Source organism: Catellatospora sp. TT07R-123 (genome assembly GCF_018327705.1).
Classification (GTDB): domain Bacteria; phylum Actinomycetota; class Actinomycetes; order Mycobacteriales; family Micromonosporaceae; genus Catellatospora.
In genome coordinates, this window is record NZ_BNEM01000001.1 from 4170369 (window position 1) to 4183369 (window position 13001).

At 72.7% G+C, this 13001-nt stretch carries 13 protein-coding genes; 3 read left to right on the forward strand and 10 right to left on the reverse strand.

Annotation, left to right across the window (positions count from 1 at the left end; all coding sequences use genetic code 11):
• Positions 1 to 112 precede the first annotated feature (112 nt).
• From Cs7R123_RS18040 to Cs7R123_RS18055, 4 genes are read right to left on the reverse strand one after another with little or no spacing between them, the layout of a single operon-like run.
• Complete coding sequence (locus Cs7R123_RS18040) at positions 113 to 1060, reverse strand: asparaginase (RefSeq protein WP_212827966.1); 948 nt, start codon at positions 1058 to 1060, stop codon at positions 113 to 115.
• Positions 1061 to 1088: 28 nt separating this feature from the next.
• The gene (locus Cs7R123_RS18045) at positions 1089 to 1925 is read right to left on the reverse strand and encodes a 3-keto-5-aminohexanoate cleavage protein (protein WP_212827968.1); all 837 of its coding nucleotides are present in this window, start codon (positions 1923 to 1925) and stop codon (positions 1089 to 1091) included.
• A 23-nt stretch (positions 1926 to 1948) separates the two neighbouring features.
• A complete protein-coding gene (locus tag Cs7R123_RS18050; protein ID WP_374706964.1) occupies positions 1949 to 3040 on the reverse strand; it encodes a folate-binding protein YgfZ in 1092 nt (363 codons plus the stop codon).
• Positions 3031 to 3453 carry a Fur family transcriptional regulator gene (locus Cs7R123_RS18055; RefSeq protein ID WP_212827972.1) on the reverse strand — a complete coding sequence of 141 codons (423 nt, stop codon included), beginning with the start codon at positions 3451 to 3453 and terminating at the stop codon, positions 3031 to 3033. Before Cs7R123_RS18055 ends, Cs7R123_RS18050 begins: the two co-directional genes overlap by 10 nt.
• A gap of 40 nt (positions 3454 to 3493) precedes the next feature.
• Between Cs7R123_RS18055 and Cs7R123_RS18060 the strand changes: the two genes are divergently transcribed.
• The 3 genes from Cs7R123_RS18060 to Cs7R123_RS18070 are packed head-to-tail and all read left to right on the forward strand — an operon-like array spanning position 3494 to position 6184.
• Complete coding sequence (locus tag Cs7R123_RS18060; RefSeq protein ID WP_244871893.1) at positions 3494 to 4366, forward strand: aminotransferase class IV; 873 nt, start codon at positions 3494 to 3496, stop codon at positions 4364 to 4366.
• 56 nt (positions 4367 to 4422) lie between these two features.
• A complete protein-coding gene (locus Cs7R123_RS18065) occupies positions 4423 to 5598 on the forward strand; it encodes a thiolase family protein (RefSeq protein ID WP_212827974.1) in 1176 nt (391 codons plus the stop codon).
• Positions 5588 to 6184: an NUDIX hydrolase gene (locus Cs7R123_RS18070; RefSeq protein ID WP_212827976.1), complete on the forward strand. Its 597-nt coding sequence runs from the start codon at positions 5588 to 5590 to the stop codon at positions 6182 to 6184. Before Cs7R123_RS18065 ends, Cs7R123_RS18070 begins: the two co-directional genes overlap by 11 nt.
• 208 nt (positions 6185 to 6392) lie before the next feature.
• Here the strand turns inward: Cs7R123_RS18070 and pstB are convergent, their stop codons facing one another.
• From pstB to mshD, 6 genes are all read right to left on the reverse strand, one after another.
• Positions 6393 to 7241 (reverse strand): phosphate ABC transporter ATP-binding protein PstB, encoded by an 849-nt coding sequence (pstB, locus tag Cs7R123_RS18075; protein ID WP_212827978.1) that lies wholly within the window; start codon positions 7239 to 7241, stop codon positions 6393 to 6395.
• Between the two features lie 10 nt (positions 7242 to 7251).
• Complete coding sequence (gene pstA, locus Cs7R123_RS18080; RefSeq protein WP_212827980.1) at positions 7252 to 8166, reverse strand: phosphate ABC transporter permease PstA; 915 nt, start codon at positions 8164 to 8166, stop codon at positions 7252 to 7254.
• Positions 8163 to 9149 carry a phosphate ABC transporter permease subunit PstC gene (pstC, locus tag Cs7R123_RS18085; RefSeq protein ID WP_212827982.1) on the reverse strand — a complete coding sequence of 329 codons (987 nt, stop codon included), beginning with the start codon at positions 9147 to 9149 and terminating at the stop codon, positions 8163 to 8165. The genes pstA and pstC overlap by 4 nt, the downstream gene beginning before the upstream one ends.
• 82 nt (positions 9150 to 9231) lie before the next feature.
• A complete protein-coding gene (gene pstS / locus Cs7R123_RS18090; protein WP_212827984.1) occupies positions 9232 to 10308 on the reverse strand; it encodes a phosphate ABC transporter substrate-binding protein PstS in 1077 nt (358 codons plus the stop codon).
• Positions 10309 to 10473: 165 nt separating this feature from the next.
• Positions 10474 to 11985, reverse strand: a complete 1512-nt coding sequence (locus tag Cs7R123_RS18095; protein ID WP_212827986.1) for a hypothetical protein — start codon at positions 11983 to 11985, stop codon at positions 10474 to 10476.
• 39 nt (positions 11986 to 12024) lie between these two features.
• A complete protein-coding gene (gene mshD, locus Cs7R123_RS18100) occupies positions 12025 to 12972 on the reverse strand; it encodes a mycothiol synthase (protein WP_212827988.1) in 948 nt (315 codons plus the stop codon).
• Between the last annotated feature and the right edge of the window lie 29 nt (positions 12973 to 13001).

Genomic DNA, 13001 nt, shown 5'->3' on the forward strand with positions numbered 1-13001 from the left:
CACATCGACTTCGATCTTCGTTCAGTCGATGTGATAGGCCAACGTCTATCAAAAACACAGGTGTGGCGCGCCTCACGCCTCGCGCGTCGGGACGCGGTGCGCGGGGGTGGGGTCACCAGAGCGCGTGGAGGGCTCCTACGCGGCGGCCGCCGCCGAGGAGGGCGGGTTCGGCGAGGGTGGGCACGTCGGGGGTGACGCCCAGGCGGCGCAGGGCCGACATCATCACGGGGCCGCGGGCGCGGGCCGCGCCGTCGTCGACCTTCAGGGCGACGGCGCCCACGCCCGGGATCGCGGCGGCCCACACGCCCTCGGCGCCGACCTTGCAGAGCAGGCCGGGCACGGCCCGCATGAGCTGGGCGTCCTCGCGGTTGGTGCCGCTGACCAGCTCCGGGTAGGCCCGCATCGCGTCGGCCACGGTCCGCTCCAGCGACCCGGGCACCCCCTCGGCGATCCGCTGGAACGCGGTGGCCAGGCCGGTCAGCGAGGTCGCGAGCACGGGCGCGCCGCAGCCGTCGACGCCGGTCGCGGCGGCCGACTCCCCGGCGAGCTCCTCGACGGTGGCCGACAGGCGCTGCTGGAGCGGGTGGTCGGTCTGGAAGTAGTCCTCGGTGTTCCAGCCCGCTGCGACACAGGTCAGCAGCATGCCGGAGTGCTTGCCGGAGCAGTTCATGTAGACCCGCTGCTTGACGCCGCCGACGGCGACCTTCGCGTCGTCGTCCAGGGGCAGGTCGGGCGGGCAGCGCAGCGCGGCCTCGGTCAGCCCGCCGGAGCGCAGCAGCGCGCGCACCCGGGCGATGTGGAAGTCCTCGCCGTAGTGGCTGGCGCAGACCAGCGCCAGATCGGCCTGGTCGGCCAGGCGCAGCCCCGCCCTCAGCATGCCGATGGCCTGCATCGGCTTGTTGGACGAGCGCGCGAAGATCGGCCCGGTCACGTCGCCCGCTGTGCTGACTGGTGTGCCGGACGCGTCCAGCACGATCACGGAGCCGCGGTGGCCCCCCTCGACGAATCCGCTGCGTTCGACCTCGACGAGGGCCACGCCGCCCTCATAAAGCTTGCCCATGTAAGGAACGCTACCGGGCTTTCACATTTCATCTCGCGGGGATCCCCAGGAGGTTGCGTGCCTCACCCGGGGTCAGCGGCGGGCGCTGGGCAAGCCGGGCGAAAGCCGCGGCCCGTGCCACGAGCTGGGCGTTGGACTCCACCGGCTGGCCCTTGGCGTACGTGACGGTGTCCTCCATGCCCACCCGCAGGTGGCCGCCCGCGCCGAGCGAGGTGAGCAGCACCGGCAGGGTGGTCCGGCCGATGCCGGTGGCCGAGAACGTGGTGCCCTCGGGCAGGTCGCGCAGGGCCTGCTGGCAGGCGACCAGGGCGGCGGCGGTGCCGGGCATGCCGCCGGGGACGCCCATGACGAAGTCGACGTGCACGTGGCCGCCGGCGGGCAGGCCGTACTTGTCGAGCAGGCGGGACAGCGACCACAGGTGGCCCAGGTCGAAGATCTCGTACTCGGGGACGATGCCGCGTTCCTGCATGCGGGTGTGCAGGTCGACGATGAACTCCCAGCGGTTGAGGAACACGTCCTCGCCGAAGTTGACCGTGCCCATGGTGCAGCTGGCCATGTCGGGGGCGGCGTCGAGCACGGCCAGGCGCGCCGACTCGGGGTCGTGCACGGAGCCGCCGCTGGACAGCTGCACGATCAGGTCGGTGCTCGCGCGGATCGCGGCGACGGTGTCGCGCAGGCGGCCCGGGTCCAGGCTGGGCTGGGCGTTCTCGTCCCGGATGTGTACGTGCACCACGCTCGCGCCGACGGCCTCGCACTCCTTGGCGGTGGCGACCAGCTCGTCCAGCGTCACCGGCAGCGCCGGAACGTCAGCCTTGGCGGACTCCGCGCCCGTGGGCGCGACGGTGATCAGGGTGCCGTTGCTCATGGGCGCATCTTTCCACAAGACCTTCAGTCTGGGTCAATAGCGGCCGTAGATTCTCCGGCCGACAGGGGGGTCTCACCGGAGATATTGCGCTTGAGGACCGCCAGGGCGATCGGCCCGAGCTCCGCGTGGCGGGCGGTGGTGCCGACGAATCCGACGGTACGCCCGTCCGCCGTCACCTCCGTGCCCTTCGCGGGCAGCTCGTCGGTGCCGATGCCGTCCAGGTGCAGCAGCCGCAGCGCCCGGGGCGGCCGCCCGAGGTGGTGCACCCGGGCCACGGTCTCCTGGCCCCGGTAGCAGCCCTTCTCCAGGTGCACCGCGACGGCGGTCAGGTCCACCTCCGACGGCAGCGTCCGGTGGTCGGTGTCGGTGCCGACCCGGGCCTGCTTCGCGGCGGCCCGCACCGCCTCGTACGCCCACAGCCCGGCCCGGGGCAGGTCCAGCTCGGCCAGGGTCTGCTCGGCGGTGGCGCGGGGCAGCAGCAGGTCGACCACGGGGAGGTCGCCGAGGGCGTGGCGGCGCAGGAAACCACCAGTCCCGCCAGTGGCAGAGGGCAGCGGGCGCAGGCCGTACACACTGGTGGGGCGGGGTGGCACCGAGCCGGTGTGGAACTTGGCCTCGGGCACCGGCAGCACGTCCGGTTCGGCCGGGACGGCCACGCCGAGCCGGACCACGGCGGACAGCGCGCCCGGCCCGACCACGCTGTACAGCGCCAGGTCGGCGGGTTTGATCTCCACCTGGGTGAAGAAGCGCATCTTGGTGAGGAACCCGACCAGGTCGTCGACGGTGCCCGGCTCGACGTCGACCCAGAGGGTGCCGTCGAGTTCGGCCAGCCACAGCTCGTGCTCGACGTGGCCGTGCGGCGACAGCACCAGCGTGCGGGTGCCCTGCCCGTCGGCCAGCGCGGTCAGGTGCTGGCTGGTGAGGTTGTGCAGGAAGCTCAGCCGCTCGGGGCCGGTCAGCGCCAGCACGCCCCGGTGCGAGCGGTCCACGACCGCCGCGCCCGTGAGCAGGGTGCGCTGCTCGCGCATAGGGTCGCCGAGGTGCGCGGCGACCGGCGCGTCCGGCGAGGTCGGGTCGAGCTGGCCGACGGTGGTCGGGGTGCCCATCACGTACATCCTCCGCACAGCCCGAACAGGGCCACGTGTCCCAGGTCCATCCGGAAGCCGCGCTCGGCCAGCAGGCGCTCGGCCAGCGGGGCCAGCTCCGACTGCTCCAGCTCGGTCACCGTCTCGCAGTTGCGGCACACCAGGTGCACATGCCTGCTGGTCGCCGCGTCGTGGTACGTCGGGGCGCCGTGCGACAGGTGCACGTGGGTGACCAGCCCCAGCTCCTCCAGCAGTTCCAGCGTGCGGTACACGGTGGTGATGTTGACGCCCGCGTTGACCTCGCCCACCGCCGCGTGCACCTGCTCGGGGGTGGCGTGTTCGAGCTGGCGCACCGCGTCGAGCACGAGCTGGCGCTGAGGGGTGAGGCGCAGGCCGCGATCGCGCAGCAGTTCGGCGAGTTCGGCGGAGCCACGGTCCGGCATCGTCCGATCATAGTTCGCGGGGCGCGTAGCATTCCGGCCTGTGGCAGAGCCTGTGTTGGTAGTGCTGGGCCGGGGCGTGGTGCCGGCCGACACCCCCGTGTTGCGCGCCGATGATCTCGGGGTGCTCCGTGGTGACGGCATCTTCGAGACCATGCACGTCCGCGACGGCGCCGACGGGCGCCCGCACCCGTGGCTGCTCGACGAGCACCTGGCCCGGATGGTCCGGTCGGCCGCCCGGATGGACCTCGCATTGCCCGAGGCGGCGGTGCTGCGCGAGCTGGCCGAGCTGGCGTGCGCGCAGTGGCCCGCCGGGACCGAGGGCGCGGTGCGGCTGGTGTGCACCCGCGGCACGGAGTCGCAGGCCGCCGTCGGCGGTCCGGTGACCTGCTTCGCCACGGTCAACCCGGTCGGCCCGGCCTCGCTGGCGGCGCGCCGCGACGGCGTGGCGGTCGCCGCGCTGACCCTGGGCTTCCCGGCCGCGGCGCGCACCCCGGCGCCGTGGCTGCTCGGCGGCGTCAAGTCGCTGTCGTACGCGGTGAACATGGCCTCGCTGCGCTGGGCCGCCGCCAACGGGGTCGACGACGTGCTCTGGGTGTCGGAGGACGGGTTCGCCCTGGAGGCGCCGACGGCCACGCTGGTCTGGCTGGAAGGCGACACGCTGTACACGGTGCCCGCCGCGCAGACCGGCATCCTGCCCGGCACCACCGCGGCGTACCTGCTGGCCGCGGCGGGCGAGCTGGGCCTGTCGGCCGCCGAGCGCATGGTCACCCCGACCGAGCTGCGCGGCGGCGACGGCGTGTGGCTGCTGTCGAGCATCCGCGGCATCACCGAGATCCGCAGCATCGACGGGGCCGTGCTGCCCCCGTCGGCGCTGACCGGCAAGCTGCGGGCGCACCTGGGCTTCCTCGTCTGAGCCGACCGGCGGTCCGGGCTACTGAACGATCGATCAGGTGACGTAGGGTTCGGGGCATGACCTCGCACGCGTACCTCCTCGACGCGGTCCGGACCCCGTTCGGCCGGCACAAGGGCGGGCTGTCCGGCGTACGCGCCGACGACCTGGCCGCCGCGCCCCTGATCGCGCTGCTCAAACGCCACCCGGACCTCGACCCCGCCCTGGTGGAGGACGTGATCCTCGGCGACGCCAACGGCGCGGGCGAGGACAACCGCAACGTGGCCCGGATGGCGTCGCTGCTGGCCGGGCTGCCGGTGACGGTGCCGGGCGCGACGGTCAACCGGCTGTGCGCCGCCGGGGCCGAGGCGATCGTGCAGGCGTCGCGGGCCGTACGCGCCGGAGACGCCGACCTGCTCATCGCGGGCGGCGTGGAGAGCATGAGCCGGGCGCCGTTCGTCATGCCCAAGCCCGACGTGCCGTTCCCGGCCGAGGCGAAGCTGTGGAACACCCAGCTCGGCTGGCGCATGGTCAACCCGACCTTCTCCGACGCCTGGACCGTCCCGCTGGGCGTCGCCGCCGAGCAGGTCGCCACGGAGCTCGGCATCGGCCGCGACGAGCAGGACGCCTGGGCGCTGCGCTCGCACCAGCGCGCCGCCGCCGCGTGGGACGCGGGCACCTTCGACGGCCGCATCGTCGAGCTCGCCGGGGTGACCCGGGACGAGTCGGTCCGCCCCGACACCTCGCTGGCGGCGCTGGCCCGCCTCAAGCCCGCGTTCACCCGCGACGGCACCGTGACGGCGGGCAACTCCTCCCCCGTCAACGACGGGGCCAGCGCGGCCCTGGTCGGCTCCGAGGCCGCCGCCCGCCGCCTCGGCGTGCAGCCGCTGGGCCGCATCGTCGCCAGCGCCGTCGTCGGCGTCTCCCCCGAGCGCTTCTCGGTCGGCCCCGTCCCCGCGATCCGGGCGCTGCTGGCCAAGGCCGGGCTGTCGGTCGCCGACATCAAAGGCTGGGAGCTCAACGAGGCGTTCGCCGCGATGGTGCTCAGCTGCCTGCACGAGTTCCCCGAGCTGGACCGCGAGCTGGTCAACGTCGACGGCGGCGCCATCGCGTACGGCCACCCGCTCGGTGCGTCCGCGCCGCGCGTGCTGTTCGACCTGTGCCACAGCCTGCGCCGCCGTGGCGGCGGCTACGGCATCGCCGCGGCCTGCATCGGCGTCGGCCAGGGACAGGCGGTGCTGGTCCATGTCGAGTGACGTCCGCCCCGACGACCCGTTCGCGCTGCTGCCGCCCGAGCACCGGGAACGCTTCGTGACGCTGTCGCAGGAGTTCGCCGCCTCCGGCCGCGAGCCCGCAGCGCCGCGCGACGCCGCGACCGTGGTGCTGGTCCGCCCCGACCGCACGGTCTTCCTCATGCAGCGGATGCGCAACCTCGCCTTCGGCGGCCTGTGGGCCTTTCCCGGCGGCGCGCTGGAGCCGGGCGAGACCCCGGCGGAGGCGGCGGTCCGCGAGATCCTCGAAGAGACGGGGGTACGGCTGGAGTCCGGCGCCCTGGTCGCCTGGGACCGCTGGCTCACGCCCCTGTTCGAGCCCCGCCGGTACGACACCTGGTTCTACCTGGCCGCGATGCCCGACGGGCAGGAGGCGGCACTGCCGGAGTTCGAGGCCGACCGGGTCCGCTGGCTCACCCCCGAGCAGGCCCTGGCCGAGTTCGCCGCGGGCGAGCTGCCCATGATCCCGCCGACCCTGGTCACCCTGCGCAGCCTCGCCGCCCACCCGACGGTGGCCGCGATGCTCGCCACCCCCCGCGACGTCTCCACCCCCTACATGCCCACCCTCTGAAGATCCGCCGAGTCGCCGGCCTCGTTCAAGATCGGCCGAGGACCGGCCGGGTTCAAGATCGGCCGAGTTGCCGGGCAATCGGGCGTATCTTGGCCGTTCATACGCCCGTTTGCCCGGCAACTTGCGTGATCTAGGAAGCGCGTGGTCCGGGAAAGCGGAAGCCCCGCCGCGGCGGATGCCGGGCGGGGCTGCTGGGGTGGGGCGCGGATCAGCCGAAGCGGCCGGTGATGTAGTCCTCGGTGCGCTTGTCGGACGGGTTGGTGAAGATCCGGCCCGTCTCGTTGAACTCGACCAGGCGGCCGTGGCGCACGCCGGCCTCGTCCAGCTCGGCCGTGAAGAACGCGGTGTGGTGGCTGACGCGCGCGGCCTGCTGCATGTTGTGGGTCACGATCACGATCGTGTACGTCCCGGCGAGGTCGTGCATCAGGTCCTCGATCTTGCCGGTGGCGATCGGGTCGAGCGCGGAGCACGGCTCGTCCATCAGGATCACCTCGGGCCGCACCGCGATTGCGCGGGCGATGCAGAGCCGCTGCTGCTGGCCGCCGGACAGGGCCAGACCGCTCGACTTGAGCTTGTCCTTGACCTCGTCCCACAGGGCGGCACCGCGCAGGGCCTGCTCGACGCGGTCGTCGAGGTTGTCCTTGATCCCGTTGATCTTCATGCCGTACGCGACGTTCTCGTAGATGGACTTCGGGAACGGGTTCGGCTTCTGGAACACCATGCCGATGCGGCGGCGGACCTGGATCGGGTCGACGTCGGAGGCGTAGAGGTCCTGACCGTGGAAGGTCACCTTGCCCGCGACGCGGGCGCCGGGCACCAGGTCGTTCATACGGTTCAGCGAGCGCAGCACCGTGCTCTTGCCGCAGCCCGACGGGCCGATGAGCGCGGTGATCTGGTGCTCGCGGATGGACATGTTCGTGTGTCGTACGGCCTCGTAGCTGCCGTAGAAGACACTCACGTCCTCCAGTTGCATCACCGGCGTGGCGGATGCGGTCGGCATGGCAGGCTGCGCTCCCGGGAGAAGGGTGGACAGGGAGAAGTCGGTGCTGCTCGTCATGGGGTGTACCTCAGCGTTCCTTGATCGCAAAGCGGCTGGAGATCAGGCGGGCGATCACCGTGAACAGCAGGACGATCACCATCAGCGTGAGCGCGGCGCCCCACGCGCGCAACTCCGCGGCCGGATAGGGCTCGGTCGCGTTGTTGAAGATCTGCGCGGGCAGGGCGGTGTTCAGGCCGAACAGGCTCCAGTTCGTCTCGTACGTGATGCCGACGACCACGACGATCGGCGCGGTCTCGCCGGCGGCACGCGCGATGGCGAGCATCACGCCGCTGACGATGCCGGAGATCGCGGCGGGCAGCACCACCGAGAGGGTGGTCTTCCAGCGGCGGGCGCCCAGCGCGGCGCTGGCCTGGCGCAGCTCGTCGGGGACCAGGCGCAGCATCTCCTCGGTGCTGCGGATGATCACCGGGAGCATCAGGCAGGCCAGGGCGAGCGCACCGGCGAAGGCGGACTTCTCCTTCACCGTGAGCACCCAGACGACCAGGATGAACAGACCCATGACGATCGAGGGGACACCGGTCATGACGTCGGCCATGGTCCGGATGAACCGGGCCAGCGGCCGCTGCTTGCCGTACTCGTTCAGGTAGATCGCGCCGAGCACGCCGAGCGGCACGGCCAGCAGCGCCGCGGTGCCGGTGATGACCAGCGTGCCGGCGATCGCCGGGCCCATGCCGCCACCCGCCCGGCGGGCCGAGCGCGGGATGTCACCGGTCAGGAAGTCCCAGCTGATGATGCTGCCGCCCTTGGCGATGACGTAGTACACGACCAGGCCGAGCGGCACGAGGGCCACCAGCAGGGTCATGGTCATCAGGACCTTGCTGAGGTTGTCCACCAGGCGGCGGCGCAGCGGCAGCGAGGACCGGCGCAGGTCCAGCGGGGCCGGCGCGGCCGCCGCGGGACGGTTCGCGGTGACGACGCTCATGCCGGGGCTCCCTTCATGCGGATCTCGGCGCGCCGGACGACCACCCGGGCGAGCAGGTTCACGCCGACGGTGAGGATGAACAGGACGACACCCATACCGATGAGGGCCGCGCGCAGATCGCCGGAGGCCTCGCCGAAGGTGTTCACGATGACGGCGGGCAGGGCGTAACCGCTGGCCAGCAGGTTCGGGGTGATCTGGACGGCGCTGCCGACGACCAGGGCGACCGCGATGGTCTCGCCCATGGCCCGGCCCAGACCGAGGATGACCGCGCCGACCACGCCGCCGAAGCTGTGCGGGAGGACCGCACCCTTGATCATTTCCCAGCGGGTGGCGCCCAGGGCGTACGCGGCCTGCTTGTCCGAGCTCGGGACGGTCGCGAAGACCTCCCGGCTGATCGAGGTGATGATCGGAATGATCATCACGGCCACGATCAGGCCCGCGGTCATGAAGTTGCGTCCGCTGCTGACCGTCTCGCCGAACAGGGAGCCGAGCACCGGGATGCCGCCGAGGGTGTCGTGCAGCCACTCGTACACGGGCACCAGGGCGGGGGCGACCACGATGATGCCCCACAGGCCGAACACCACCGACGGCACCGCCGCCAGCATGTCGACCAGCAGGACCACCGTGCTGCGCACCCGGCGGGGCGCCAGCTCGGTCAGGAACAGCGCGATGCCCAGCGACACCGGCACGGCCACCACCAGCGCGATCAGCGAGACGATGACGGTGCCGAAGAGGAAGGTCAGCGAGCCGAAGTGCGGCGTCAGCGGGCCGGCCTCGTCCGGGTCGTTCGGGACCCAGGTCGAGCTGGTGAAGAACTCCTTGGTGAGCGCCGGCAGCGACTGCTGGAGCATGCTGGCGAGGATCAGCCCGAGGATCAGCAGGACCGCGAGTCCGGCGGAGACGCACAGGGCCCAGAAGAGCCGGTCGGCGTGGCGACCGGGGTCCTTCCGGGTCAGGCTGGCGGGGTTGTCTACCACTGTCATCTTCTTCTCCGAGGGGTGGCCGTGTGCCGATGGGAGCGGGCTCTGCTGAGCCCGCTCCCATAGGGTCAAGCTCGGATCAGCTTCAGCTGACCTTGTCCAGCTGGGCGAGCGCCTTGGCCTGCAGGTCGGCCGGGAGCACCGCGTAGTGCAGCTCGGCCGCCATGGCCTTGCCCTCGGTCAGCACGTACTTGACGAAAGCCTTGACGAGCGCGGCCTTCTTCGGGTCGTCGTACTTCGGCTTGACCAGGATGTAGGTCGGCGCGGTGATCGGGTAGGCGGCCGCACCGGCGGCGTTCAGCGGGTTGTAGGACAGGTCGTCCTTGACCTCGGCACCGGCGAGCGCGGCGGTGGCGCCCTCCAGGGTCGGGGCGACGAACTGGCCGTCCTTGTTCTTGATCGAGGCGAACTTCAGGCCCGAGTCGGCCGCGTCGGCCAGGTCGACGTAGCCGATGCCACCGTCGGCGGCCTTGATCAGCTGCGCCACACCGGTGTTCTTCTGACCGGCCTGGGTGTCGGCGGCCCACGCGACGGTGTCGCCCGAGCCGAGCTTCCAGGCGGTCGGCGCCGCAGCGGCCAGGTACTTGGTGAAGTTGCTGGTGGTGCCCGAGGCGTCGCCGCGGTGCGCGACGGTGATCGCGGTGGCCGGCAGGGTCACGCCCGGGTTGTCCGTGGCGATCTCCGGCGCGTTCCACACCTTGATCTCACGCTGGAAGATCTTGGCCAGGGTGTCGGCCGACAGCTGGAGCTTGTCGATGCCCTTGACGTTGTACGACACCGTGATCGGCGCCGCGACGGTCGGGACGTACAGGAACGAACCGGCGGCGACGCCGTCGGTGTCCTTGACCGCGCTGTCGGTGCCCGCGAAGTCGGTCAGGCCCTGCCCGAACTCCTTCTTGCCGGCGCCCGAGCCGATCGAGTTGTAGGTGACCGTCAGGCCCTTGGCCTCGTCCTTGAGCTGGGTGATGACCTCCTGGTAGTAGGTGTTCGGGAAGCTCGCGCCCGAACCCTTCAGCTCGCCAGTGAGGGATGCGACGCCGCCGGCGTTGGCGCTGGCGGACGGGTCGGTCGTGCCGTCGTTCTTCGACGAGCAACCGGCAAGAACGAACGCAGCGAGCGCGACACCAGCAAGGACGCGCCGGGAGAGCACGTTACGGTTCACTTCAGGGGTGCCTTCCTAGTCGGGATGCAGGCCGTCGCCGGCCCGACACCGACGATGCACGGCTCAGGTAGCCGCGCGGTCGGCCCTAGGTGAACATAGGGTGAACAGGCAAAACAGCACCGGTGTCGCGGGACTCAGCACGGTGTAGCCGTGAAGTGAACGGGCTCACACCGAGCCGGTGAGATCGGGCAGCGACAGGCCGCCCTCGACCGCGACCGTCGCCATCAGTGCCAGGTGGCCGTCGCGCAGGTCCCAGGCCAGGATCCGCTGCCGGGCCGGGCCCGAGCCCACCCGTCCCACGCAGCGCAGGAGCACCCGGCGGGGGTCCAGCCAGCCGATCACCCGCACCGCGCCCGTCACCGACTCGTCGGCCAGCAGCACCCGCCGCACCGCGCCGTCGGTGGTGAACACCCCGACCGCTTGGCCCTGCTGTCCCGACCGCGCGCTGCACACCCGCGCCAGCACGCCGTCGCCGTGGCCGAAGCCCGGTCCCTGGAACGGGCCGATCAGGTCCGCCCGCTCACCGGTGATCGCCACCGTGGTCTCGCCGGGCTTGGCCGCGTCCAGCACCCAGCGCCGCACGCGCGCCCCGGCGGCGGCGGGCTGGCCGACCGAGAGCAGCTCGGTGAGCGGCCCCGGACCCGACAGCGGCACGACACCGCGATACGTCACCGCGTCCACCGGGCCCGCCGGGCACGGCACCAGCCGCTCCGCGCGCAGGTCCAGCAGCGCGTCGACGCCCAGCAGCAGGTGGCCGGGGCCGAGCCAGGCCACGGCCGGCGGCTGCTCGGGGGTGGGGTACGTCCGCCCCGCCCCCGTGGCGAGGTCCACCACCCGCACCCCGTCGACCAGTGCGAACGCCGCGTGCAAGCCGTCGGGTGACAGCGCGGACTCCTCCATGCCCAGCCCGACCCGGTCGCCCGCCTGGTCGACCCGGCGCCAGCGCCCGTCCTCGCCCAGGGCCAGGACCGGGGTGCCGACCGTGGCCGACGGCGTCAGCAGCGCCAGTGCCCGGGTAACCGGGTCGGCGCTGAGCGCGGGCAGCTTCGCGGCGTCGCCGGGGGCGAGCTCGGCGGGCAGCCCCGGCACCCGCAGCGTGGTCAGGCGCGCCTGGTCGGCCGCGGCGGGCAGCGTGTCCACGGCCGAGCGCGACGCCTCGGCCCGGGGGTGCCTGGGCGTGGGCTCGTCCTCCGGCGGGTCGGCCCAGATCATGCGGCACACCGCCGCGACCAGCGCGAAGCCGCCGAGCCCGGCGCCGATCAGCACCCGGCGCCGGGAAGTGGTCTTCGCCCGCTCCCACAGCAGCGCCGCCTCGTCGGCCATGGTCAGCGTCCTGGCGTACGACGGCTGGTCCCGCGGCACCGGCACGGGCCGGTCGAGGTCCAGCCGGATCGCGTCGCGCAGCCCCGCGTCGGCGGCCTCCCGCGCGAACAGCTGCTGGAGGTAGCGGTCGGCGGCGGTGCCCGCCGGGTCGCCGTGGCGGGTGTCGGCCCGGCGCAGCCGCGGCCAGCGTGCCGCGACCACCGTCAGCAGCTCGCGGGCCATGCTCTGCGCGGCCTGGTCCTCGCCTTCCAGCTGGCGGGTGCCGCGTTCCAGCGGCCGCAGCCGCCGCTCCACCCAGGCGGTGAAGTCGGCGGGCACGGCCCAGGGGTCGCGGGGTTCGGCGGTGTCGGCCACGTCCTAGATAGTGGCCCGTGTCACAGCGCGGCGGAACCCTCAGATCCGTTGGAACAGAACGTCTGTCGACCACCGGGAGAAGCCGAGCCGGGTGTACAGCGAGGTCGCGGCCTGATTGGACTCGTCGACGTACAGCATGACCTGGTCCAGTCCGCGGGCGCGCAGGTGCCGCAGCCCGGCCGCGGTCAGCGCCCGGCCCAGGCCGCCGCCGTGCGCGTCCGGGTCGACGCCCAGCACGTACACCTCGCCGATCGGGTCGTGGTCGTGCCCGGCGCCGTCGGCGCCCTCACCGCGCAGCTCCCCGTGCACCTTGGTCCAGTGGAAGCCGACCAGTCGGCCGTCGCGCTCGGCCAGCAGGAAGCCCTCCGGATCGAACCACGGCTCGGCCATGCGCACGTGCAGGTCGCACAGCGACCACCGGCCCTGCTCCGGGTGGTCGGCGAAGGCGCGGGCGTTCAGGTCGAGCCACGGCTGCTCGTCGTCGCCCGGCCGGAACGGCCGCACCACGACGCCGCCGGGCAGCACCGGCTGCGGCACCTCGGCGTAGAGCGAGCGGCGCATCTGCCACAGCACCCGGGCCCGCTGGAAGCCCAGCGACAGGGCCAGCGCGCTGGCCGACGGGTGGTCGCCGTGCGCCCACAGCCGCAGCCGGCCGGACGGGTCGGCCTCCGCGGCGGCGGTCAGCGCCGCGAGCGTCAGCGCCCGGCCCAGCCCGTGCCGCCGGGCCAGCGGGTGCACCACCAGCTCGGCCGAGGGGCCGTCGACCCCGTCGGTGGTGTCCACGTGGGCGTAACCGGCCAGGTCGCCGTGCTCGTCATGGGCGATCAGGTGCACCGACGGGGTGTCGCCGCCGTGGCGCAGGTGCAGCACCGTGTGCTCGGACAGCGGGAACGCGCCGTCGGTGTCACCGGCCGCGCTCGCCAGCGACAGCACGGCCGCGGCCTCGTCTGCGGTCAGCGCCGTACGCTGATCGACCTTGCTCGACATGTCGCCAAGCCTAGCCGCACATGACACTG

Excerpts from the sequence above, each read along its gene's own strand:
- Cs7R123_RS18040 (WP_212827966.1), bottom strand. The coding sequence starts at position 1,060 with ATGGGCAAGCTTTATGAGGGCGGCGTGGCCCTCGTCGAGGTCGAACGC.
- Cs7R123_RS18065 (WP_212827974.1), top strand. The coding sequence starts at position 4,423 with ATGACCTCGCACGCGTACCTCCTCGACGCGGTCCGGACCCCGTTCGGC.
- Cs7R123_RS18045 (WP_212827968.1), bottom strand. The coding sequence starts at position 1,925 with ATGAGCAACGGCACCCTGATCACCGTCGCGCCCACGGGCGCGGAGTCC.
- mshD (WP_212827988.1), bottom strand. The coding sequence starts at position 12,972 with ATGTCGAGCAAGGTCGATCAGCGTACGGCGCTGACCGCAGACGAGGCC.
- pstB (WP_212827978.1), bottom strand. The coding sequence starts at position 7,241 with ATGACGAGCAGCACCGACTTCTCCCTGTCCACCCTTCTCCCGGGAGCG.
- Cs7R123_RS18050 (WP_374706964.1), bottom strand. The coding sequence starts at position 3,040 with ATGTACGTGATGGGCACCCCGACCACCGTCGGCCAGCTCGACCCGACC.
- Cs7R123_RS18070 (WP_212827976.1), top strand. The coding sequence starts at position 5,588 with ATGTCGAGTGACGTCCGCCCCGACGACCCGTTCGCGCTGCTGCCGCCC.
- pstA (WP_212827980.1), bottom strand. The coding sequence starts at position 8,166 with ATGAGCGTCGTCACCGCGAACCGTCCCGCGGCGGCCGCGCCGGCCCCG.
- pstC (WP_212827982.1), bottom strand. The coding sequence starts at position 9,149 with ATGACAGTGGTAGACAACCCCGCCAGCCTGACCCGGAAGGACCCCGGT.
- Cs7R123_RS18055 (WP_212827972.1), bottom strand. The coding sequence starts at position 3,453 with ATGCCGGACCGTGGCTCCGCCGAACTCGCCGAACTGCTGCGCGATCGC.